This window comes from Microcoleus sp. ARI1-B5 (assembly GCF_036705795.1).
GTDB lineage: Bacteria > Cyanobacteriota > Cyanobacteriia > Cyanobacteriales > Microcoleaceae > Microcoleus.
The window spans coordinates 157635-180854 of the sequence record NZ_JAUBVK010000012.1; the positions used below are offsets into that span (position 1 = coordinate 157635).

The window sequence follows — 23220 nt, forward strand, 5'->3', positions numbered from 1 at the left end:
TCACTAATCAGCGCGGGTTTACCAATATGTGCGGTGGGAAATCAGATCGATCAAATTCTAAAACATCGGAATTGTATCTGGGGCGGAGGCCTGGGCGAAGCATTCGGGCAATATATTGTCGGTTTTGAAGCTCATATTTTTCGCCGAATGCTTCGCCCCTACTGTTAATAATAAAGTTTATCTTATAGTCATGGTAACTCCGGGTTTTAGGAATTAGCTTAGAAGTGGCGATCGTGGTTTTGGGCTTTGTTATAAATATTTATGAAATCCTGAAACGCTTAGATGTTACAGTCTACAAGTCTCGACGCGAGAGAAGAGAACCACCCACCCCACCCCCAACCGCCACCCCACCCATCCACTCCGAAGTGGGAGGTGAGCTTCTGGCGCTTTCTCTGAAAAAGTGAGGTCTTTGTAGTACAGCCATTTGTTATTTTTTCTCCACCCTACCCGATCGCCAAACTTTTCCCAAACCTCACTATCATACTCCCTAGTTCCCCCCAGACTTTTATAAATGCGCTTCTGCACGCTAAAGCCGAAGCGCCCATTGCTGTATTTTACCCAAAGTTGGTCAATGGTACGCAAGTCCTCGCAGGGAAAATTATCAATACTTTCTGTATTCAGCCCTCTTTCTTTCTCTCTACCCGCCACCTTCAACATAACTCTCGCCGTTTCCTCATCGGCTTCTCGCCACTTTTTAGCCGCCAATAAATTCTGCAAATTTGTATAATCCATCCCCACGGCTGAAATCACTCGCGTAGTCTCAGCAGCCACGGGTTTCGGTATCAGCAAATTCAACCATTCCTGCACCGACTGCGGGCGATTTTGCGGTTCCAACTCCATCCCTTTCATAATCGCCGCATTCACCCTGTCGCTAATCTCAGAATTGAATTGCTTTGGCGGAGTTAAAGGAATATTTTGCTTCCTGAATTGCGACGGAAACGGCAACTCACCAGTCAACATGACATAAAGCGTTGCTGCTAGGGAATAAACATCTGTATAAGCGCCCAGTTCAGCGCGTCTTTCTAATAGTTCGATGGGTGCGTAACACTCAGTCCCGGAATTGCTATTTGTCCGCAATTTCCCCGGTGCTGTCACCTGTCGCGCTAAGCCAAAATCAATCAAAACTGCACCCCCCTGGCCCCCCTTATTAAGGGGGGAAGAAGAGAAGGGGGTATTTTCTCTTACTCCCCCCCTTACCAAGGGGGGGCTGGGGGGGGTTCTTAGCATAATATTTTGGGGTTTAACATCGAGGTGAGTAAATCCTTGCTGGTGAACAAAACTCAAGGCGCTTCCGACTTGCTGAACAATCGGCAAAGCTTTTTCTTCGGACAAAATGCCGTTATCTTCAAGATGGCTAGCTAAGTCAATTCCGTCGATTAATTCCATCACCATGCACCACAATTCGATATTTCCGGCCATTTCGGGAAATACTTCGTAAACTTGGACGACGTGAGAATGGCTGCACCGGGCTAAAGATAAAGCTTCGTTGACAAATTTGGTTTGGAATTCGCGAAAGTTTGGTTTACCTTGAACGTTGGCATTTAGGGTTTTGATGGCGACTAATTTGCCTTCTTTGCGGTTTTGAGCGCGGTAGGTGACACCGAATCCGCCACCGCCCAGGAGTGCTTCGATTAGGTATTTGCCTTGGTGGAGTTGTTGTCCAGGGGGCCAGTGCCTCATGATGGGTATGTGAGGATGTGGAGAGGATGGTTTTGATTATAGCTGAGATGGGGGGAGTTTGTGGCAATGCCCCGGCGGTTGGAAACCGCGGCTACAAAGACGAAACCTGCCTCCGCAGGTTGGGACATTCACATTTACCAGTCCACGTAGGTGGACTTTGTTTGTGTAGTAGCGGTTTCTAACCGCCGAAAATTAATGTCGAAGATTAACTACTTATGGTTCAATGAAAATGCCGATCGCATTATGGACTCTCGCCGCAGTTGACGGCGGGCGATCGAGCAAACTACCTCCCAAATACAAACTCGTCGAACTTCCCCCATCCAAGTTTAAAGCCTCCACAGCACCCATTTGCTGCAATATCTGCGCCAGTTCCGCGAAATTTGGCCCCGCCCCGCCCGCGCGGTTGTGCACCGCTACAATTAGCAAATTCCCCGCAGCAGTTCGCCCGATCGCACTCCGAATCGCCGTCTGTCGGACATACGCATCGCTAAATCCTTCCGCCTTAGCATCCAAAGCCACTCGACTGTTTTGTACCAACACCGGCCCGCCGCCGAGAATATAAGGAAAACGGTTGAAATCAGGCGGAATTGTGTTAGTTTCCAAACGCAATAAAGTACCGATGGAAAGTTGAGTTGCAGGGGACAAATCGGAACGCAAAGCCAACAGATAACCGTTCCCTGGAATAGGGAAATTTGTTTTTCCCGCCCCACCTCCGGGCGATTGGCTGACAACTCGGTCGCCCGCAACTGTCACAACTATTTCCTCGTCCGAAAACGGAGTATAAGTCGCTCCCCAATCTGGATTGTAGCGGCCGATTCCCGATTCCACGTAGGCACTATTTAACTGTGAAACAGGCAAACGTTGATTCGCAGAAGTTATCAAAGTTTCTTGCAAAGTCAAACGATTGATGACAAATTCTCCCCGATCGTTCCAAGCGATCGCCCCGCGATTCAAAATCGGCCCGGAAAGCCATTTATTATCACGCCGAATCGCGCCTAAAGCTAATCGATTTATCCGATTGAAAAACCCGGCGTTAATCGCAGCAGCCGTTCCCGAAACTTCCGCTGTTTGCAGTAAAGGTGCAGTGCCTTTCTCGGTCGGCGGATTGCTCAAAAGCGGTCTGACTTTTACACCTGCTTGACGGGGATTAACTTCTAACGAAACTACGGGAAAACGAGATGTTCCTAAATTTTGATACTGCTGTCTCCATCGAACTCCCGCCGCCCAAAGAATGTTTTTTTCTACTAACGAGTCGGGGCGAATGTCGATAACTAATCGATTGGGATTTCCCAGACTGAAAACTTGCGGCCGCCAACCTAAAGGAATTTGTACCTTCACTCTGGTTTGATTCCCCGCAGGTTCGACTTTTAGCGATCGCAATTGTTTGCTGGTTGCAAAGGCGCGCTGAATTAAAGTGCGATCGACTTTGGCATCAAGGGCGATCGACCATTCTTGACTGGTTATCTGCTGTACGGGCGCTAGCGGCTGCGGCAGCGCGGGTTTAGTCGGGTCGTCTGGTGTTTCGAGGTTTGGCGCTGCGGGCGCGCTCGGCAGCCGGATAGCGGGCTTTGTGGGGTCGTCTGTTGGCGACGGGCTCGGTGTATCGACGAAGTTGACTTGCCACGGGGCGGGGCGATCGAGATCCAGAACAATGCGATCGCCCCATTCTTTTTCTGCTTGCCGAATTCCGGTGACAATTGCAGCTATAGAGGTGATTTTGAGAACATTGTTGTCGATCGATATCTGCCAGCCGGCAAGTTTAGCAAAATCTGTAACATCTAAGTAACGATACGGGCCTGTTGCACGTGCTGTCAAACTTTGAACGTCGCTTAAAGATACGGAAAACCACTGCACCGGTTGTTTGGTACTATCGGCTGTGTTGAGCAAATCCACTCCCGCAGATTGCATCAATCCAACATCAGCAATCCAAGTTCGCATATTCGCAGAAGTGCTGTTTGCGGGCTGCTGAGTCCAAGTTAGGGGGAGAAGGCGGCCGTTGAGAGACACTTGGCCGCCTTGTCTAATTCTCGAAGATGGCGGTACAGATTGAGCCAAATTGACCTCCGTGAATTCACGATTAAGAAATAAGGAAGAGGGTAATGACTTTTGTAATGGATTGGAGGAAAAACCAGCACTTCTCCCACTCGAAACTTCTTTTGCTCTTCCGGGTAGATTCCAGAGCAAAGACGGGGCGATCGCCAGTACCGGTAAAATCGAGGCTGACAATATTCGACGCCAATACAACAAATTACGTTTCACAGTTTACAACTCACAATTTCAGTCCTAAACGCATGGGGATTTAGAAACCCGGAATATCCGTATGTTTCTTCCGACTAAACCCGATATTTTTGCCGATGACTACGATCGGCATGAAGCTGTCGATCGAGTCTAGGTTAGTCGATGGCGCTAATTGCGCTAAAGACCTACTACGAACGGCTCACCCCGGAATACAAATCACAAACTCCGCACCCTGCCCCAGGCAGGAATTCACGACTAATGTACCTCCATGTTTTTCCACCACAATTTGGTGGGCTATAGACAATCCTAATCCGGTTCCTTGACCCACAGACTTAGTTGTGAATAAGTGGTTAAAGATGTTTTCTTTGACTTCGCTCGACATCCCCACTCCATTATCCTTAATGCGAATCAAAACCTGATTGTTGTCTTCGCTCATAACAGTTTGAACAGTGATTTGATTAGGTCGGGCTTTAATTTCACTAAAAGAGCGCCCCTGATTTGACTCCTCCAGAGCGTCAATAGCATTGGCCAGTATATTCATAAATACCTGGTTTAACTGTCCGGGAAAGCATTTTACTAAGGGTAAGTTACCGTACTCTTTCACAACTTCAATGGCAGGGCGAAACTCGCTGGCTTTTAAACGGTGCTTGAGAATCAGCACAGTGCTTTCGAGTCCGTCGTGAATATTGAAAGAAACTGGTCGATCGCTATCTGCCCTCGAAAACGTTCTCAAACTCGTACTGATATTGCGGATGCGATCGACTCCCTCCTTCATCGATCCAATCAATTTGGGCAAATCTTCTCGCAAATACTCCAAGTCCATGTCCTCAATTTCTGCTTCAATTTCCACTCCCGGAGCGGGAAATTTTTCTTGATACAAATCAATCAAGTTGAATAAATCCCCTACGTATTCTTGAGCCGGCTGCAAGTTGCCGGCGATAAAGCCTACGGGATTGTTAATTTCGTGGGCTACCCCTGCGACTAAATTTCCCACAGCAGACATCTTCTCATTCTGTACCAGTTGCAGTTGCATCTGTTTGAGCTCGTTGAGATAAAGCTCTAGTTTTTGGGCATACTCCTGGGATTGCTGATACAGTCGGGCGTTCTGTAAGGAAATTGCAGCTTGCGAGCACAGGATGTTGAGGATGGCGACGCGATCGCCCGTAAATGCCCCCATTGTCAGATTATTTTCCAAATACAAGATTGCCATTATTTTGCCTTGATGGACAATTGGAGTACATAAAATGCTCTTAGGCTGCTGCTGCTTCATATAGGGGTCAGAAGCAAATGTTAATTGAGTCCTGACATCATCGAAAACTAGGGTTTCTTTTGTACGTTTGACGTAATTAATGACAGTCTGGGGAATTGATTGGCTCTCCTCTATCGCCATAGTTTCTTGCAGAAGACAGCCTTGGCGATCGCTACAGTAGACGGCGATTTTCCAGTTCTCCTCTTCTTTCAAAATCAATACTCCTGTTTGAGCGCCTGCATTCTGAATTGCCACTTGCATCAGGGTAGTGAGCAACTGATCGAGCTGAATTTCGCTAGAAAGAACTTGAGAAGCTTTGATAACCGTTGGTAAATCTATTACTGTGGTGCTGGTACTCCCAGTAATTGTTTGGTTCGTGCTAGAAGATGAGGTGCTATTGGAGGTAGTAACTGTCTCGAACAAACGAGCTTTATTCTGTTTTAAGATAGGAGCAAGTAGTTGGGGATAGCGTTGTTCTAGATGGTCAATTTTTGCTTTAGCTCCCCAACGAGCGTAGCCGTAGTAAGCATCTACGAGATACACCTGGGCAATTTTTTCTTTTCCCCATTCCAGGTAAAATTTAGCCGCCAATTCGTAGGCGATCGCTTCTTCTTGCTGATAGTTATTTTCCCGCGCTCCCTGAAGGGCCATCTCATATTCGTTGATGGCGGTTAGATGGTCGCCTAATACTCGTGCTTTTTCGGCTTCTACTAGATGATATTTATGCTCGTAGTTCATCGGAGCGTGCTGCATCCAAAGCTGCATTTTCTCCTGGTTAGCAGCAACCTGATTTAGGTAATGCGATCGCTCTGACAAACTGACGTTGGGATAGTTCGCCAGCAGTGCCAGCGATTGGTATAAGTGCAAATGAACAAAATTTTCTGACCCGACGCTAGAGTAACTGACTGCCTTGGCTGCACTGTCAACTGCTCGGTCGAACTCTTCAAGCAGATAGAACAGAATCGTCTTTGCTAAATAGGCATGGAACAAAGCAATATTATCGTTCTGAGCTTGGAGTTCCAACAACATAGTAGATTCGTCAAAGCTCTCGCCAATTAACTGAAGCGGATTGACTACTTTCCCCAACAAATTCAACAACAGTTGATGCCATATCTGAGACAAACAGAGGGAGTGTTCCTGTTTTAACTTCAACAGCAAGTCGTGGTATTTTTTGTGTTCGCATTGAACAATTTCCAGATTTTCTCCCGCCAGGAAGATGTAGAAGCAATAGTTGGTGATGCAGTAGCCTGTATATTCGTAATTCCCGCCTTCTAGCCCACTCTGCACGCCCTCGACCAGGGGAGCTATGCTTTCTCGTAAAGGCTCTTTCCAATGGTGGACGAAGGTGTAAAACATATTATAGGTAACAGTTTTGTGTTCTCTGGCCTCAAAGTGTTTGAGCAGTTGCAGCGCCAGCCGCCCTGCCTGATATCCCCTATCAATGTTGCCCAGAGCACCGCATAGAAGCGTGCCATACCAAGCATAAGTTCCTGATGCTAGGGGAGAGTGACCGCCTTCAATACACAGTTTCACTTGTCTCACGACTACTGGCAGCAGAATTTGTTGTCTGCCTGCTAAAACGGGAGCAAGACAGACTTTAAGAATCCGCATGGCTGCTAGTTGTGCCGGATCGGTCATGATGGGGTAGTCTTCTAGGGATTCTAGAGCGGGCAGTTTCACTAAAAAGTCTTGCTCACTCAGATTAACGGGGTAGCCAAGCACTTCTAATGCCTGCAATCCGGTATCAATGGCATCGTTAAATTGGTGTTGCGCCATATCAATTTGTATTTTTATCTCGTAAGCCGGGATGCGATCGAGCAGTGTTTTCCCGTGCTGCAACACCATTTCAATTAAGGTAGTGGCGGCGGGGAAATTGGTATTGAGATATTCTGCCTCTGCCGCTTCCACAACAATTTCTAGAGTCAAATCGTACTGAGTCTGCCAGCGTGAGCCAAGTGTCTCCCCAGAAGAATCGCCTGAGAGCAAATTTATCGCCGTACTCAGGTACTTCACCGCCGCCGCATAGGCTGTAGATGCTTTAGCTTTCCGTCCTGCTATCAAGTTCAACCGCGCTAGTTCTTCGATTTCCGCTGGTTGAGAAATTAATTCCCATCCCATATTCAATTGGTTAACAATGGCAAAAATCCGCTCGTCTCGTTCTTGAATCGGGGTATTTTGGAGCAGGAGTTGCCCGATTTTCAGGTGAGTTGCTTGTTTTTGGCTGGCGGCAATTAAGGAGTAAGCAGCTTGCTGGACGCGATCGTGTAAAAATTTGTAGTTCGGTAATGGGTCGGAGTCTTTCTGACCGATTGCTAATTCCCCATTCCCTTCTCCAAGGTAAAATTTATAAACTTCGCTAACGGGTAAAATTAGACCTTCTTGTAGGGCTTTCCACAGAAAATTTGCTGTTTCTATTGGCGATTTTTCACTAACAATTCCTAACGTTGCTAAATCAAACTGGTTGCCAATGCAGGCAGCTAACTTCAAAACTTCCTGTGTCCGGCTTGGCAACTTTCGCAACTGAAGCGCCATGAACTCCACCACATCATCGGTCAGTGCCAAAGTTCGCACTGTGGCAATATCGCACTGCCAATACCGAGCTTCCAAATTAAATTCAATTAGCCCATCTTCATACAAAGATTTCAGGAATTGTGTACTAAAGAATGGATTGCCTTTGGTTTTCTGATAAACGAGTTCTGTCAAAGGCAGCGCCAACTTTGTAGAACAAGCTAATGTATCGGCAATCAAACAATTCAAATCCGAGCGATCGAGAGGAGCTAGGGTAATGGTATTTACCGTTGCCCCGGTTTTTTGAATGTCGGATAATGTCAGCATCAAAGGGTGTACCGGACTGACTTCGTTATCTCGATACGCTCCCATTAAAAAGAGATAACGCCGTTCGCGATCGCTCGTCAGAAGTTGAATCAAGTTCAACGAGGCTGAATCAGCCCATTGCAAGTCGTCTAAAAAGATGACGAGGGGATGTTCTTCGGTTGTAAAGACAGAGATGAAGTTGGCAAATAAGCGATTAAATCGATTTTGGGCGGCGCTCCCAGAAAGTTCTGGTGCTGGGAGCTGATGTCCGATAATCCGCTCTAGTTCTGGAATCACGTCAACAACAACTTGAGCATTCTCGCCCAAAGCTGCCAAAATTTGAGTCTTCCACTGCTCAACTTTAGCGTCACTTTCCGATAGCAATTGACCCATTAAGTCTTGAAAAGCTTGGACAAAGGCACTGAAAGGAAGGTTGCGTTGGAATTGGTCGAACTTGCCTTTGATAAAGTAGCCTCGCTGTCTCACAATGGGTTTGTGGACTTCGTTGACAACGGCGGTTTTGCCAATGCCGGAGAAACCGGCAACGAGGATCATTTCGGTGCTGCCGGCACTCACGCGCTCGAAGGCTGCTAGTAGGGAGAATACTTCGCTTTCTCTACCGTATAATTTTTCGGGGATGATGAAGCGATCGCACAAATCTCGCGCTCCCAATTTAAAGGAAGCAATTTCACCTGTCTCTTGCCACTGATGCCAACAAGTTTCCAAATCAAACTTAAGTCCGATCGCACTTTGATAGCGATATTCAGCATTCTTTGCCATCAGTTTGCTAACAATTTCCGACAGCACCAGTGGAACGCTTTTGTTGAGGTGATGGACTGGAATGGGCTGCGAAGCAAGGTGACAGTGTACTAACTCTATCGGATCGTCAGTTTGGAAAGGCAACTGTCTCGCGAGCAGTTCGTAAAATGTGACTCCCAGCGAGTAGAAATCTGTGCGGTAATCAATGCCTCGGTTCATTCGCCCAGTTTGTTCGGGAGATATGTAAGGTAAGGTGCCTTCAAGGACGTTGGGATTTTGAATTTCTTGGGTTTCGCGAGGTAGCAGGGAAGCGATGCTGAAGTCAATCAGCTTCACTTGTTTGCTGCTGGGGTTAATGAGAATGTTGGCGGGTTTGAGGTCTTTGTGGATGACGTGGTGGCGATAAAGTCCGTCCAGGGCACTGGCAATTTGAATGGCTATGGGAAGAAACTCGTTAACGGGCATACCTTCTAGGGGTTCGTTGCTTGCGAACACTAGACTAGCTAGGTAGCTACTTAAGGAAATTCCGCCAAAGTCTTCCATTACCAGGGCATAGTGGTTGTGGTAAGTCTCCAGGCTGTATGCTTTGACAGTGCCGGGGAGTTCTAAGTTTTTGGCAATGACGTATTGGTTGCGGAAGTGAACCAGTTCGTTGAAGCGGGGAAAGTCATTTCGCAGCATTTTGATGGCGACGGGCTGCCCATTTGAAGACCGAAGACCGCGATAAACTAGAGTTCGATTTCCTGCGTATATTTGCTCGTTAATGTGATATCCTAGAAAAAGATTTGTGATGTCAGCCATATCTACGTATTCCTACTGCTTCTGTCAAGCCTGAAGCTTCTTATAGTTGATATCTACTATTGTCCCTCTATCTGCCGTGCTATTCATTAATTACATTTTTCTTAACATATTGTGGATAGCCAATTATGAAAGAGCGATTTTAAAAACAAGACTTAATATTTTATGTAAGAGCTGTGGATAGTGGAGTTGAGACTAAGTAGAAAAGGACTCCGCGAACGCTGATTGAACGACAGCAGTTCATTGAACAGGAACTTAAGAAGCTAATTAATAAGCGTGGCATCATTATGGGATGAGTTTTGAGACTCTCGGCCCTAAAGGAACTGAGATTCTTGATTCAAAGAGGCGACTTGCTGATACAGGATTCCTCCAGCCTCAGTAGAGGTTATAAAAAAGAGAACTGAAATGTCCCAAATGCCAACTCACTCACATCCGTAAGAACGGCCACCGTTGACCCCCACAAAATTACCAAGGTCAAATTTGTGGGGGTCAGTCGATTTTCCATTTTTCGATTTGAGATTTACTGCACAGATGAATCTGGGAGCTTGAACAAGAGCGTTGCCCGCTCGCGAAGTCGTTGGGTCTAAAATTTTGACCTCTCCACGACTCCTGTCAGAAAGCAAGTATCCGTTTTTGAGCGCGATAAAAAAGGCTGCGCTGGCTCTACCAGATGCTCCTAATGTATCATAAATCCTTGAAATAGCCTTCAGTGATGAGTTACAAACGTTTGTCGGTCAAAAAACACAAATTAGGGTTATGCACAACTGTCAACCTTTTTCGGCCAGGCATCTTAGCCTGGGTTTTGGGCTGACGCTTACAAGACTTGCGCGCAAACTCTGACTGCAATCGGTGAAAATTTATCAGTTTCTTGATACACTTGATGTTCGCGGCCCGATAGTTGACTGCACAATAAGACAGGTTTCACGAGTTGTGAACCGCGCTGCTACATTGCACCTACCGACTGAGCCCGCAGGTGGCTTTTGTGTCTGCAGGCGCTGACGAAAGCAACTCAACAGCGCAGCAAGCAAAATAAAGCTAGATTTACTATCTACCCGTGTTCGCTGCAAGGCTAGGGAGCGGACTCAGGAAAAAAAACACCGACAAAACTCGTGAAGCGCAGCTATCCCGTAGGGAATCGCCTGCAATGTATTTAGTTGCAGGGCGGCGATTTCCCAAAGAATCACTGCTTTTTAACAGCAGGGTATTCTAGGAGACATCTCCGAGACTATGCGAGCGAGATAATTTAAAATCTGCAAACAGGGTTTCAGTGCTAAGTACAGGCAGCATAGACGTAAATTTTTATCAAATCAGCTTGCTATGTGCTGTTTTCAGGTGAACTCGGCTCCCACCGCTCGGCAGCCTTCTCTGTCCGAGCTATAAAAACGCATCAACCGCACAATCACAGAAATAACATTCAATCAACATGGGTAACACGATCGATCGAAACAGCAACGTGCATCAGACTGAGCGAGGAACTCCATTTGCCGGCCAAAGCTGGTTAGTGGAAGAAAGAGATGCCTGCGGTGTGGGCTTTATTGCCAACCAAAGCGGCGAAGCTACCCACTCAATTATTCAAAAAGCGCTGCCAGCTTTAACTTGTCTGGAACACCGCGGCGGTTGCAGCGCCGACTCCGATTCCGGCGACGGTGCGGGTTTGATGACCGCGATTCCTTGGGAATTGCTGGATGCTTGGTTTGCCGAACAGGGAATTGTGCCTCCCCCACGGGAAAACTGCGGCGTGGGAATGCTGTTTCTGTCCCAAGATGAAACTCAAGCGAATACCGCGCGGCAGGTGGTTGAAGAAGTTGTGAAAGCACGCGGTTTCACTGTGGTGGGATGGCGGAAAGTTCCCGTTGTACCGTCGGTTTTGGGCCCGCAAGCCCTAGAAAATCAACCTCAAATCGAACAAATAATTGTCAGTTCACCGAACTTAGCCGGAGACGAGCTCGACAGACAGCTATTTCTGGCCCGCCGCACGATCGGACACGCGCTATCAAATCGCCCCGACTTCACCCGCCAAGAATTTTATACTTGCTCTTTTTCCTGCCGCACGATCGTCTATAAAGGCATGGTGCGATCGGCCGTACTAGCAGAATTTTACCTCGACCTGAAAAATCCCGCTTACAAAAGCGCCTTTGCCGTCTATCACCGCCGCTTCAGCACCAACACCATGCCCCGCTGGCACCTCGCCCAGCCCATGCGCTTGCTGGGACACAACGGCGAAATTAACACGCTGTTGGGCAATATTACCTGGATGACGGCGCGCCAAGCCAATTTATCTCACCCGAATTGGAGTCAAGCCGATATCGACACGTTCAACCCAATTGTCAATCCCGAAAGCAGCGATTCGGCAAACTTGGACAACGTGATGGAATTGTTGGTGCACTCCGGCCGCACTCCCCTGGAATCCCTGACAATTATGGTGCCCGAAGCCTACAAAAATCAGCCGGATTTGGAGCCATATCCCGAAATTGTCGATTTTTACGAATATTACAGCGGCATTCAAGAACCTTGGGACGGCCCGGCGCTGCTGGTGTTCAGCGACGGCAAGCAAGTAGGTGCTACGCTCGATCGCAACGGTTTGCGTCCGGCCCGCTACTGCATTACTAAAGACGGTCTGGTAATTGTCGCCTCCGAAGCCGGAGTTGTCGATATTCCCGAAGCAGATATTGTCGAAAAAGGTCGCTTGGGCCCGGGACAAATGATTGCAGTTGACCTGAAAACCAAGGAAATTCTCAAAAATTGGCAGCTAAAACAGCGGATTGCGAAGCGCCACCCCTACGGCGAATGGCTCAAACAAAACCGCGAAACCTTGCAGCCGCAGCCTTTTGCGGAAACGGCAACCCTAGACTCGCAAACGCTGTTAGCAACCCAAACTGCTTTTGGCTACACCGCCGAAGATTTGGATATGGTAATTGTCGAGATGGCAAGTTCTGGAAAAGAACCGACTTTCTGCATGGGCGATGACATTCCCTTGGCTGTATTGTCAGAAAAGCCTCAGTTACTTTATAACTATTTCAAACAGCGGTTCGCTCAAGTGACAAATCCGCCGATCGACCCCCTGCGCGAGGGGATGGTGATGTCGCTGACGATGAATGTGGGCCTGCGCGGCAATTTACTGCAAACAATCCCGGAAAATGCCAAGCTGCTCAAGATTGATTCCCCCGTACTCAACGACGCTGAACTTTCTTTCTTGAAAGACCAAAAGTCTTTCCCCGCAACCGAACTGTCAACGCTTTACAAAATTACTTCCGGGCCTGCTGGTTTGCAACGCGCAGTCGAGCAACTTTGTCAAGATGCTGTTAAATCGGTGCGCGACGGTTCGAGAATTCTGATTTTGAGCGATCGACCATCGAAGGAAGCAGGCGAATCTGCTGCTGTGGGATTGAGTGATGAATGCACTTACATTCCGCCCTTGCTAGCAGTTGGCGCAGTTCACCACCACTTAATTAGTGTCGGTATGCGGATGCAAACTTCGCTGGTTGTCGATACGGCTCAATGTTGGAGCACTCACCACTTCGCTTGTTTGATCGGTTACGGTGCGGTGGCTGTTTGCCCATATTTAGCCTTGGAAAGCGTGCGCGGCTGGTGGTTTGACACCAAAACCCAAAACTTGATGGAACACGGCAAAGTTCCCAAGATTACGGTGACTGAGGCTCAAGCTAAATACCGCACGGCGGTAGAAAACGGCTTGCTGAAGATTTTGTCGAAAATGGGGATTTCGCTGCTGTCTAGCTATCAGGGGGCGCAAATCTTTGAGGCGATCGGCATTGGCGGCGATTTGCTCGATTTGGGTTTCAAAGGCACTGTTTCTCGGATCGGCGGTTTGAGCGTGGCGGAATTGGCTAACGAGATGATGTCTTTCCACAGTCAGGCTTTCCCAGAATTGCTGCTGAAAAAGCTGGAAAATTTCGGCTTTGTGCAGTACCGCCGGGGCGGCGAATATCACATGAACAGCCCGGAAATGGCCAAGGCTTTGCACAAGGCTGTTGCTGGATTTAAGGCTCAGAGTAACGGTAACGGCAACGGGGCCGAAGCAAAAATGACACCAATTGGTGACAAAAATGCCGAAGCAAAAATGACACCAATTGGTGACAAAAATGCCGAACCAAAAATGACACCAATTGGTGACAAAAATCCTGAAACCGCCTACGACCATTACGAGGTTTACAAGAAACAGCTCGAAAATCGCCCGGTAACGGCTTTGCGGGATTTGCTCGACTTTGCGAGCGATCGCCCTTCAATTCCCATCGAAGAAGTCGAATCTGTAGCAGATGTTGTCAAACGCTTCGCCACCGGCGGAATGTCCCTCGGCGCTTTGTCCCCGGAAGCCCACGAAACTTTGGCGATCGCCATGAACCGCATCGGCGGCAAATCCAACTCCGGCGAAGGCGGCGAAGACCCGGTGCGCTACAAAGTGCTAAACGATGTGAGCGCGGCGGGTTTCTCACAAACGCTACCTCACTTGAAAGGTTTGCAGAATGGCGATACAGCTTCTTCATCCATCAAACAGGTAGCTTCGGGGCGTTTCGGGGTGACTCCAGAGTACCTGATGAACGCCCGACAAATCGAAATTAAAATCGCACAAGGTGCGAAACCGGGTGAAGGCGGTCAATTGCCGGGGCCGAAAGTGAGCGAGTACATTGCTTATTTGCGCCGGTCGAAACCGGGTGTCACGCTGATTTCGCCTCCTCCTCACCACGACATTTATTCGATCGAGGATTTGGCGCAGTTGATTTTTGACTTGCATCAAATCAATCCGAAAGCCGGAGTTTCAGTGAAGTTGGTATCGGAAGTCGGTATCGGCACTGTAGCAGCGGGCGTCGCCAAGGCAAATGCTGACATAATTCAAATTTCCGGCCACGACGGCGGTACCGGTGCGTCTCCACTTAGTTCGATTAAGCACGCAGGCTCTCCGTGGGAACTCGGATTGACAGAAGTTCACCGAGTGCTGATGGAAAACAAGTTGCGCGATCGAGTTTTGCTCCGCGTTGACGGCGGCTTTAAAACTGGTTGGGACGTGATTGTCGGCGCTTTGATGGGCGGCGAAGAGTACGGTTTCGGCACCGTGGCAATGATTGCCGAAGGCTGCATTATGGCTCGCGTTTGCCACATGAATAGTTGTCCTGTCGGCGTGACAACTCAACAGGAACACTTGCGGAAACGGTTCCCCGGAACGCCGGAACACGTTGTCAATTTCTTCTATTTCGTAGCAGAAGAAGTGCGGAGTTTGTTGGCGAAGTTGGGTTATAAGTCGATCGCAGATATCATCGGCCGCGCGGATTTGCTGAAAATGCGCGATGGGGTGAAACTAACTAAAACTCAAGCGATTAATTTGGATTGTTTGACGAAGTTGCCGGATACTAAGAGCGATCGATCTTTCTTGGTGCACGGCGACGTACACAGCAACGGCCCGGTTTTGGATGACGATTTGCTCGCGGATGCTGAGATTCAAAGTGCGATCGCCAATCACGGCACTGTTAGCAAGAGTGTAAAATTGGTGAATACCGATCGCACTGTGGGAGCGCGTTTAGCAGGTGCGATCGCACTGCAACACGGCAACACGGGCTTTAGCGGTGAAATTACCCTCAACTGCACGGGCAGCGCGGGCCAAAGCTTCGGCGCGTTCAATTTGCCGGGGATGACGCTGCGACTGTCGGGCCAAGCTAACGACTACGTTGGTAAGGGGATGCACGGCGGCGAAATTGCGATCGAACCACCCGTTGATGCGACGTATGATGCTGCCGAAAATGCGATCGTCGGCAACACTTGTTTGTACGGTGCGACGGGCGGAACTCTGTTGGCTGCGGGTAAAGCTGGCGAACGGTTTGCGGTGCGAAACTCCATGGCGAAAGCTGTGATCGAGGGTGCGGGCGATCACTGCTGCGAGTACATGACTGGCGGCGTCATTGTCGTGTTAGGAAAAGTCGGCCGCAACGTCGGCGCTGGAATGACTGGCGGTTTGGGTTATTTCCTCGATGAAGATGGCTGTTTCCCGGCTCATGTCAACGGGGAGATTGTGAAGATGCAGCGGGTTTCTACGGCCGCTGGTGAGGCGCAGTTGAAAGAGTTGATTGAGATGCAGCGCGATCGAACGGGCAGCAAGAAAGCTGAGAAGATTTTAGCAAATTGGTCGGAATATTTGCCTAAGTTCTGGCAAGTTGTGCCGCCGAGTGAAGCGAATTCGCCGGAAGCTTCGGAGCAAAAAATTGCTGTGAAAGCGTAATTTTGCGGCCAGTTAAATAGATAAGGGGCGGCGCGAGTTGCCCCTTTTTTTTTTTGCACCCACAAGACAGTTTGTAGTGAGGACTTTAGTCCGCAAGATCCTGCGGACTAAAGTCCTCACTACAAACTAAACTGTTAGTTAAACAGGAGTGTAATTTTTAACTGCATCGCTTTCCAAAAATTCTTGATAAACCGACTCATCGCCAAAAGAGTCGATCGAAACCTGAGCTTTTGGCATCGGTATCAGCGGAGTTTGAACGGGGACATATTTGCAATATCCGACAACAATCGCCTCAAACTCGTGAGTCGGTATTGCGGTTGGGTACTCTTCCACCCTGACAACTTCCCAGTCTCCAGTGCGGTAGTGCGTGCTAGAACCGGAACCATCAGCGCTGTGAAACTCCAGCAATCTGTACCTCGGTGCGGGGATAGGTGCGTTGGATGAGTCAAAATATTCTGCAAGGATATCAGTGTAGGCCCCAGTGTGGGCTAACAACCGATTATCTGCCCCTTCATCTTCAGTCAATTCGGCACGAAAAATTATGTATTTTCTACCCATTGGTCAATCCTCCTCGGTTTCTTCCAGGTAATCGGGGAATTCGGTTTTGCCATTGAAAACGCAATCCCACTTGAGAAGGGGAGTGTTTTGGTTGCGCTCCATCCGTAACAACTTCCAACCATATTTTTTTCCATTGCTGTACATCGCCAGCTATCGGTAACGGGATGGTTAGAGGTGACTTCTTCTGGCTGCTGGTTTTCACTCACGATGCTTCTAACTCTCCATCGCTGACTCGAACTAGCAAATCACCGACTTCGCAATTTAGAACTTCACACAGCCGATCTAATGTGTCCAAGGGAATAGATTTTGCCTTGTTTCTCTCGATTTTTTGAATGTTAGCCAGCGACATCTCCAGTATTCTAGCTAACTCGTTTTGGGAGATCGATCTTGATGTCCTGACATCTTTAAGCCTGATTTTCACAACCATTAATTAATAACTACTCAATTAATACTTTAGCTTACTTACAGTAGTCTAACTATTAGTATTTCTTATGTAAAGACTACCAATGAATATGTAACTATCATCAGCCTAATCAGTGATAGTGTTACTAATGGTTGGTATACTGGCTGTAGTGCAAAGCAGGAAACACCACTGCCTTGCGCCTGCTGCTAAACATTACCGAAAATCCTTGCTATCAAAGACTTTGCAGATTTTCAGGGACATCCAGATCCCACGTATAGCGCACATACAGCCACAGTAAAGCAACAACACTCCCCCAGCAGGTGAGACAGGAAGTGAGAATTAGTGGCGATCGCGAATAAGGCACACTGGGGTAAGTAGGTGAGTCACGGTAGGGGCTCAAAAGTACCTAAAATGGCTACTTTGCTAGAGATGTCCTAGAAAGTTAGGTAGTAAGGGCTCAAAGCATTGGTAAACATGATGTTACTTCCTTTTTTCCAAACGGGGGTCGCCAAACGAGGTTTCTTTGATTTGTGCTGCGTGAATTAAAATTGGGTTATCCATATTGAATAAGGCTTTCATGGCTTTATCCCAGTCTCGACCCAACTTGTGCATGCACGGTAGCTTCAACCAGGCGGATGCGAGGGGGATCGGACCCCGGCTAGAAACGAGATGTATCAAGAGTTTTAGACTTAAATTGACACCAATTGGGATTGCCGTGTTCCTACCGATATCGAGGCAAAATGGACGTGAACTGTTTAAACTTTAAACCATGAGTAACACCTTAATTCCTGTGATTCTGGCCGGCGGTAAAGGCGAACGTTTTTGGCCGCTGAGCCGCAAACAGCGCCCCAAGCAGTTTTTGAGTCTCGACGGTAGCGGCAAGAGTTTGCTGCAAGCTACTGCGGAAAGACTTTTGGAATTAGGTAACGGTTGGGAGGATTTGTGGGTGGTAACGTCGTCCATGTTGGCCGACGGGGTGCGGGAACAGTTGCCGCTTTTACCTCCTGGGAATTTGCTGGCGGAACCGGAGGGCCGGGATACTGCGCCGGCGGTGGCTTGGACTGCGATCGAAACTGCGAAGCGTTACGGTGAGGATGCAGTTGTGGGGTTTTTCCCGGCGGATCACTGGATTGGGGAACCGCAGGAGTTTATTAAGACTTTGGAGGCGGCGGCGGATTTGGCGACGAAGGAAAGTGCGATCGCCACTTTGGGAGTCAAACCGAGTTATGCTTCCACTGGCTACGGCTACATCGAACAAGGCGAGGAAATTGGCAGTTTTGGCGGTTTTCCTGCGTACCGGGTGGCGAGGTTTACGGAAAAGCCCGATCGTGCGACGGCTGAACAATTTGTCGCCAGCGGCAAGTTTAGCTGGAACGGCGGCATTTTTGTCTTTCGAGTCGGCACAGTGTTGACAGAATTGCGAAATCATGTACCGGAAATGATGGCAGCTTTGGAGGCGAAAGGTGCTGCTGCTTACTCCCAATTGCCGAAAATTAGCATCGATTACGCGCTGATGGAGAAGACTAAAAAAGCCTGTGTTCTTCCCGTAGGCTTTAGTTGGGACGATTTGGGCGATTGGAATGCGATCGGGCGTTTGCTGCAAGGAGACAAACCAAATGTCGAGTTAGCAAAACACGTCGGAATTGATACCAAGGATAGCATTCTTTATGCAGCGGATGAGAATGAGGTGATTGTCACCATTGGTTTAGAAGATGTCGTAGTTGTCAGGGATGGGAATGTAACGTTAATTGTGAAAAAAGAGAGGACGCAGGAGATCAAACAGGTAATCAAAGTGTTGGGAGAAGATGACAAATTGAAAGATTTGCTGTAAGGGCGGCACGATAACCTCAGAAACCCGGTTTCTTCGTAAGATTTCTCGTTACCAAACGCAAAACTCGTAGAAACCGGGTTTCTTGCCTAGTGGGTCATGAAACTGTCAGAAGTATTGTTAACCCAAGCCTATTGAAATATATCCCCGACTTCGCAGAAGTTGTCGGGGTTCAGAATATATCGAAGAGACTAAAGCTGAGTGCAACTTTTAGCCGCCGCAGCCTGTTGTTGCATCAGCGTAGCAGTGTTAGCATCTGGTTGGGAAACTTTTAAATTCGATGCCCCCGGCTGCTGAAGCAATCTAATATCTTTAGGCTTTTTATCAGCCATTTTAGTCGAGAACTGCGGCGCTGATTGCAAAAACTTTTCGGTCGGAATTCCCCAACTCGATCGCACCATTAACTGCCGCATTGGCTCACAAGGTTTCGATCCGTCCTGAAACACATAAGGATCTCCCCACAGCGGATAAGCGTGCATTCCGTTCACAGCTACCACCTCACCCGCCCAATTCAGCACGGGCCCGCCGCTCATCCCTTTTTCAATTTGATTGTTATAACCCAGTTGATAGCCGTCTTCCAGGGATTTTTCAGGTATTAGCGATACTCGTCCGCCCGTGAATTTCCATCCCGCTGCATCTGATTTGTTAGCTTCAAAAGGAAACCCTGCCGCATATACTCGATCCCCTTCTTTGACCGCAGAAGAACTTCCAAACACGCCTATTTTGTAGTCGGATTTGGTACTGCTAAACTGCAAAAGTGCTAAATCTTTGCCTGTAAATTGAGTTGCTAAATATCGGGTGGCAGAGTAAATTTTACCGTCGGGAGTTTGGAGGCGATAGGTTTTTCCTGACTGCAATACGTGGTCGTTTGTCAGCACAGTATAAACTTGTTCTTGCCGCTGAATAATAATCCCCGAACCCCAACTATCTCCAGAAAGCACTTTGACAGTAATTGAACGCGCTTTTTGGAGCATAGCTTTTTCCGATAAATCTCCTGCCCTCTGGGGAAGCGATTCTCCCTGGTTCTCCCCTGACAATGGTTTTGGGGGTTTTGCGGGTAAATTCAGCGGTTGAGGTGCGGGCGACTTCACAGGTTGCTTCCGCAGTTGAAATATAGATGCTTGAGTTTGCTGCAATAAATCTGTGCGGACAAGTTCTTTAGCAGAAAAACCCCGATTGTGCAGTTGAACTGCCACTCCGGTTAGCAAACCAGCAGTACAAGTTAAGAATGCTAGGGGAAACCAATTCATTAATGTTACATACAGGATTTACGGAAGTCTTACCAGACAGGACTATCAGATTGAGAATTCGGCTGATTTTCTACAGAAGCCTGTTTGAGATATTCGCTCATATCTATATAAACACGAGACGTGCTTTCATTTAGCGGCCCTGAAGCGCGGACGCGCACAGCAAGTAGACTGTTTAATACTTGACTGGGATCGCTGCCTCGTTTTAGCGTAAACAGCAATCCAGTGCAATCACCTCCTTCTCGATCGGCAACGCAAACTACTTGCTGGTTGTTCATAATACCAGTAGTCAGGTAGTTCAGTTGTCCATTTCGGAAGTATTGCTGGAATCTTGCTGATACTTCCATACAGCGCCGTTCTGGACTGTAGCCGGCATCGCGGAAACGATCGGAAGTCCACCGAATCACCGGTACGTCACCCTGATTGGTCTGAGCAATGCTTGCGGGAGCGCCGTTGCTTCTGGCGCAGACAAATGCTCTGGTTTGAAGGGTGGTTTTTTGAGCGCTAGCATAAGTCCCGATCGCACTTACAGCAATGGCGATCGATCCAACAATGGCGATCGATCTCAATAACTTGTGTTTGTTCATCATGATTACCGCTCCTTGCGTTCAAAGTGAAAAGTTAAAAAATTCAACGTAGAAAACAATTTTTTCTGAGATTCTACCTTTTAAATTTCTAGTTTTGGGCCTGCAAAAGTTACCATTCCTTTTCGGAAACAGCTTGATTGTTCGTTAAAGACTCAGGATTTCCAGACTGCGAATTGCTCGCACCCACCGGCGACGTACCGGGACGGCAAATCGGCTGACCCTGTACATATAGCGGATCTGGCGGGCGGATCTTGCTGGCTTCATCGGTTTCGCACACAATTGATACTGTTACAGGATTGTTATTAGTAGCTTTTTCCGTCAAAAACACCGCTCCCACATAGGCTTTTTGGTTGGGGTTTAAAGGTAGAGCATAGTGATATGCTCCCCTGGTAGTTGTGTGGATGGCAAAGTTGAACTTTGATATAGGAAGTTGAATGTTAAACGAGCGTTCCAGCAAACTGACAGTACCTGTAAATACACCGTTGCGCGTGCGGAAGGTTTGCTGGCCGCGCATTAAGGCTTGAATTGCTGATTCCGCTCCTGGCGCTGCGGCCTGTCGCACCGCTTGAGGTGCTGGCTGACTGCGCGGCTGCGGCTGTTGTGTTGGCGCAGGTGTGGCTGTTGGTGGCTTTGCTTCTAGGGAGTTATTGGGTGCTGGACGCGGCTGGGGAACATTCCTCACAGGCTGCTGTATCGGCTGCTGCGGCTCAACTCTGGCAACTTGTTGGTTTCTCGGCAAAGATATCCCCAGTCCGCTGTTGAGTGCCATCTGGAAGCCGTCTTCATTCCCCGATGCTCCATCCAGGGATGCTGCTTTTTGAGCGTCCTCATTCGCTCCTTCGCTGTCTCCGACGATGCGGCGCACTTCGCTGCGGCGGTTGTAGCCCTCCGCGCTGTTGGGTGCTAGGCGGATGGCTTGGGCGATGTCGGAGTTGGCTCCTATGTAGTCTTTGATTTGAGCTCGGCTGACTCCCCGCAGCCCGTAGGCATCCGCAAAGTTAGAATTTATTTGGATAGCTCGATCGAAATCTGCGATCGCCTCTTTATGATTTCCCAATTGAGCGTTACTAGCGCCACTAATGCGGTAGGCTTCGGCTAATTGGGGGTTAATTTGGATAGCTTTGAGGGCATTTTCTAGGGATGCTTTGTAATTTTTTTGAGCAAAGTTAGCATAAGCTAGACCGTTGAAAACATCGGCGGATTTTTGATTGAATCGCAGTCCTTGGCTGAAATCTGCGATCGCCCCTTGATAATTTTGCCGTTTGAGTTTTTCTTTTCCCTGTTCCGCGTAAGCTTTAGGAGCCAGTTCTACAAAAGTGTTGATCGGAATTCCCAAGTTCACCCAAGCTTTAACTACTTGATCGTCTGCGCTTCCCTCTGTACGTCCGTGAATGCCAATCACGCGGCCGCGAATATCGAGGATCGGCCCTCCGCTCATTCCTTGGCGAGTTGGGTTTGTATAGATCAATTCATAGCCGTCATTAACCCGTTCGCGAGCGGAAATTTGTCCTGCTGTCATCTGACGGATCTGTCTTTTGATCGTGTCTCCCGGTTTCGGCCAGCCGGAAACATAGACTTGTTCTCCGACGCTGACTGTTTTAGAATCTGCCAATTGTGCTATCTCGTAATTGCCCGAGCTGACAAAGGACACGATCGCCAAATCGACCCCCGGCAATTGGATAACGTTGGTGCTGTCGGCTCGGAAGGAATTGCGATCGGGCCCCGTGACTTTTAATTCGCCTCCTCCCGCGACTACGTGCTTGGCAGTCAGTACATAATAGGTACTTCCTTCCCTAGCAATAATTATCCCCGAACCCTGATTTTGTCCTTCGATTAATACTGTAATTTGTTCGGCAATTTTGTTGACTTGTTCTGCTGTTTGTGCTACAGCATTTTGCGCCTGTACGACCGCTATCGTTGCACCGATCAGTGCCGCCGAAAGTCCGTATTTTAACTGAATTTTCATCTGCTCCATGCCCAATCTTAAGGAATAATTTTTGATCCCGATCTACCGAATTATCGAGCAATACGTTTGGGTTAATACTGTTTATTGCCGGGAGATTCCCCTAAATTCCCCGAATCGTTGCAGGCACTTTGAGCAATTCTTGTCCCCCCCTTGGGAAGGGGAGTAGGGGTCGAGTAGGGGGCAAGCTAAGGGGGGATCTGGCTCGGGCCCAAGCGTATTGAATTATCTCGATAATTTTCACCACAAAGGAGTCTCCGGCTCAGGTTCGCGTTTGACGCTACCGCCAGATGCAGGATTGGCGAAAATATTTGGTTCGCCAGGAACTGCAACTGCTGGGGGAAACCCATTTACAAAAACATTCATCTGAATATAAACAGGAAATCTTGCTGATTTGTCAGGGGATTGTGAAAGTTCAATGTCCGAACCCCAAAGAGGTGCCAATTGCTCAGAAGTATCACTTCCTAAATCAGAATTTAGCGCATTTCCGGAGAAGGGGCTGCCCCCTGAGATGATGCTGCAAACTGCTCTTTGCGGGCTGCTATCAGTTTGTTGGGTGCAATCTTTTTGAAGTTTTAGGGCCATTTGTTCGCACTGCGATCGCGAATTAATCCCTAAAACTTGGAAGTCGCTCGATACCCACCTAATTGCTGGTATATTGCCCTGCGGTGTTTGAGCTATTATTGCGGGTTCGCCATCAACCGTACCGCAAAAAAAAGTCAATTCTTGAGCCTTGCTGGCACTACTACAAGTAATTGTGCTTGCCAAGGTAAATGCTAATGTTGTTGGAATTGAATTCAATACCCGAAATTTCACAAATCACCTCCTTTAGAATACCGGGCGATTGAAATCGCGTCTACACAAACATGC

At 48.2% G+C, this 23220-nt stretch carries 11 protein-coding genes; 2 read left to right on the forward strand and 9 right to left on the reverse strand.

The genetic code is table 11. The features are described from left to right. Positions 1-285: 285 nt before the first annotated feature. From QUB63_RS18950 to QUB63_RS18960, 3 genes are all read right to left on the reverse strand, one after another. On the reverse strand, positions 286-1680 hold the full coding sequence (locus QUB63_RS18950) for a serine/threonine-protein kinase (RefSeq protein WP_332946814.1): 1395 nt from the start codon (positions 1678-1680) through the stop codon (positions 286-288). A 213-nt stretch (positions 1681-1893) separates the two neighbouring features. Continuing rightward, the gene (locus QUB63_RS18955) at positions 1894-3939 is read right to left on the reverse strand and encodes a phosphodiester glycosidase family protein (RefSeq protein WP_332946816.1); all 2046 of its coding nucleotides are present in this window, start codon (positions 3937-3939) and stop codon (positions 1894-1896) included. Between the two features lie 178 nt (positions 3940-4117). Then, positions 4118-9541 carry a trifunctional serine/threonine-protein kinase/ATP-binding protein/sensor histidine kinase gene (locus QUB63_RS18960; RefSeq protein ID WP_332946817.1) on the reverse strand — a complete coding sequence of 1808 codons (5424 nt, stop codon included), beginning with the start codon at positions 9539-9541 and terminating at the stop codon, positions 4118-4120. Positions 9542-10961: 1420 nt separating this feature from the next. On the opposite strand from QUB63_RS18960, the gene QUB63_RS18965 reads away from it, so the two are divergent. Continuing rightward, positions 10962-15764 (forward strand): glutamate synthase-related protein, encoded by a 4803-nt coding sequence (locus QUB63_RS18965; RefSeq protein WP_332946818.1) that lies wholly within the window; start codon positions 10962-10964, stop codon positions 15762-15764. 138 nt (positions 15765-15902) lie between these two features. On the opposite strand, the gene QUB63_RS18970 is transcribed toward QUB63_RS18965, so the two are convergent. Further along, complete coding sequence (locus QUB63_RS18970) at positions 15903-16322, reverse strand: hypothetical protein (protein WP_332946819.1); 420 nt, start codon at positions 16320-16322, stop codon at positions 15903-15905. Between the two features lie 202 nt (positions 16323-16524). Beyond that, complete coding sequence (locus tag QUB63_RS35110) at positions 16525-16749, reverse strand: helix-turn-helix domain-containing protein (RefSeq protein ID WP_366930885.1); 225 nt, start codon at positions 16747-16749, stop codon at positions 16525-16527. A gap of 745 nt (positions 16750-17494) precedes the next feature. Here QUB63_RS35110 and QUB63_RS18975 point away from each other — a divergent pair. Continuing rightward, positions 17495-18556, forward strand: coding sequence for a mannose-1-phosphate guanylyltransferase (locus QUB63_RS18975; protein WP_332946820.1), 1062 nt, complete (start codon positions 17495-17497; stop codon positions 18554-18556). Positions 18557-18744: 188 nt separating this feature from the next. Here QUB63_RS18975 and QUB63_RS18980 read toward each other — a convergent pair whose 3' ends face one another. From QUB63_RS18980 to QUB63_RS18995, 4 genes are all read right to left on the reverse strand, one after another. Further along, positions 18745-19803, reverse strand: a complete 1059-nt coding sequence (locus tag QUB63_RS18980) for a trypsin-like peptidase domain-containing protein (protein WP_332946821.1) — start codon at positions 19801-19803, stop codon at positions 18745-18747. Positions 19804-19832: 29 nt separating this feature from the next. Then, entirely contained in the window at positions 19833-20390 is a 558-nt protein-coding gene (locus tag QUB63_RS18985) for a COP23 domain-containing protein (RefSeq protein ID WP_332946822.1), read from the reverse strand. A gap of 106 nt (positions 20391-20496) precedes the next feature. Next, positions 20497-22353 (reverse strand): trypsin-like peptidase domain-containing protein, encoded by a 1857-nt coding sequence (locus QUB63_RS18990; protein ID WP_332946823.1) that lies wholly within the window; start codon positions 22351-22353, stop codon positions 20497-20499. A 237-nt stretch (positions 22354-22590) separates the two neighbouring features. Next, positions 22591-23151: a COP23 domain-containing protein gene (locus QUB63_RS18995; RefSeq protein WP_332946824.1), complete on the reverse strand. Its 561-nt coding sequence runs from the start codon at positions 23149-23151 to the stop codon at positions 22591-22593. Positions 23152-23220: the final 69 nt, after the last annotated feature.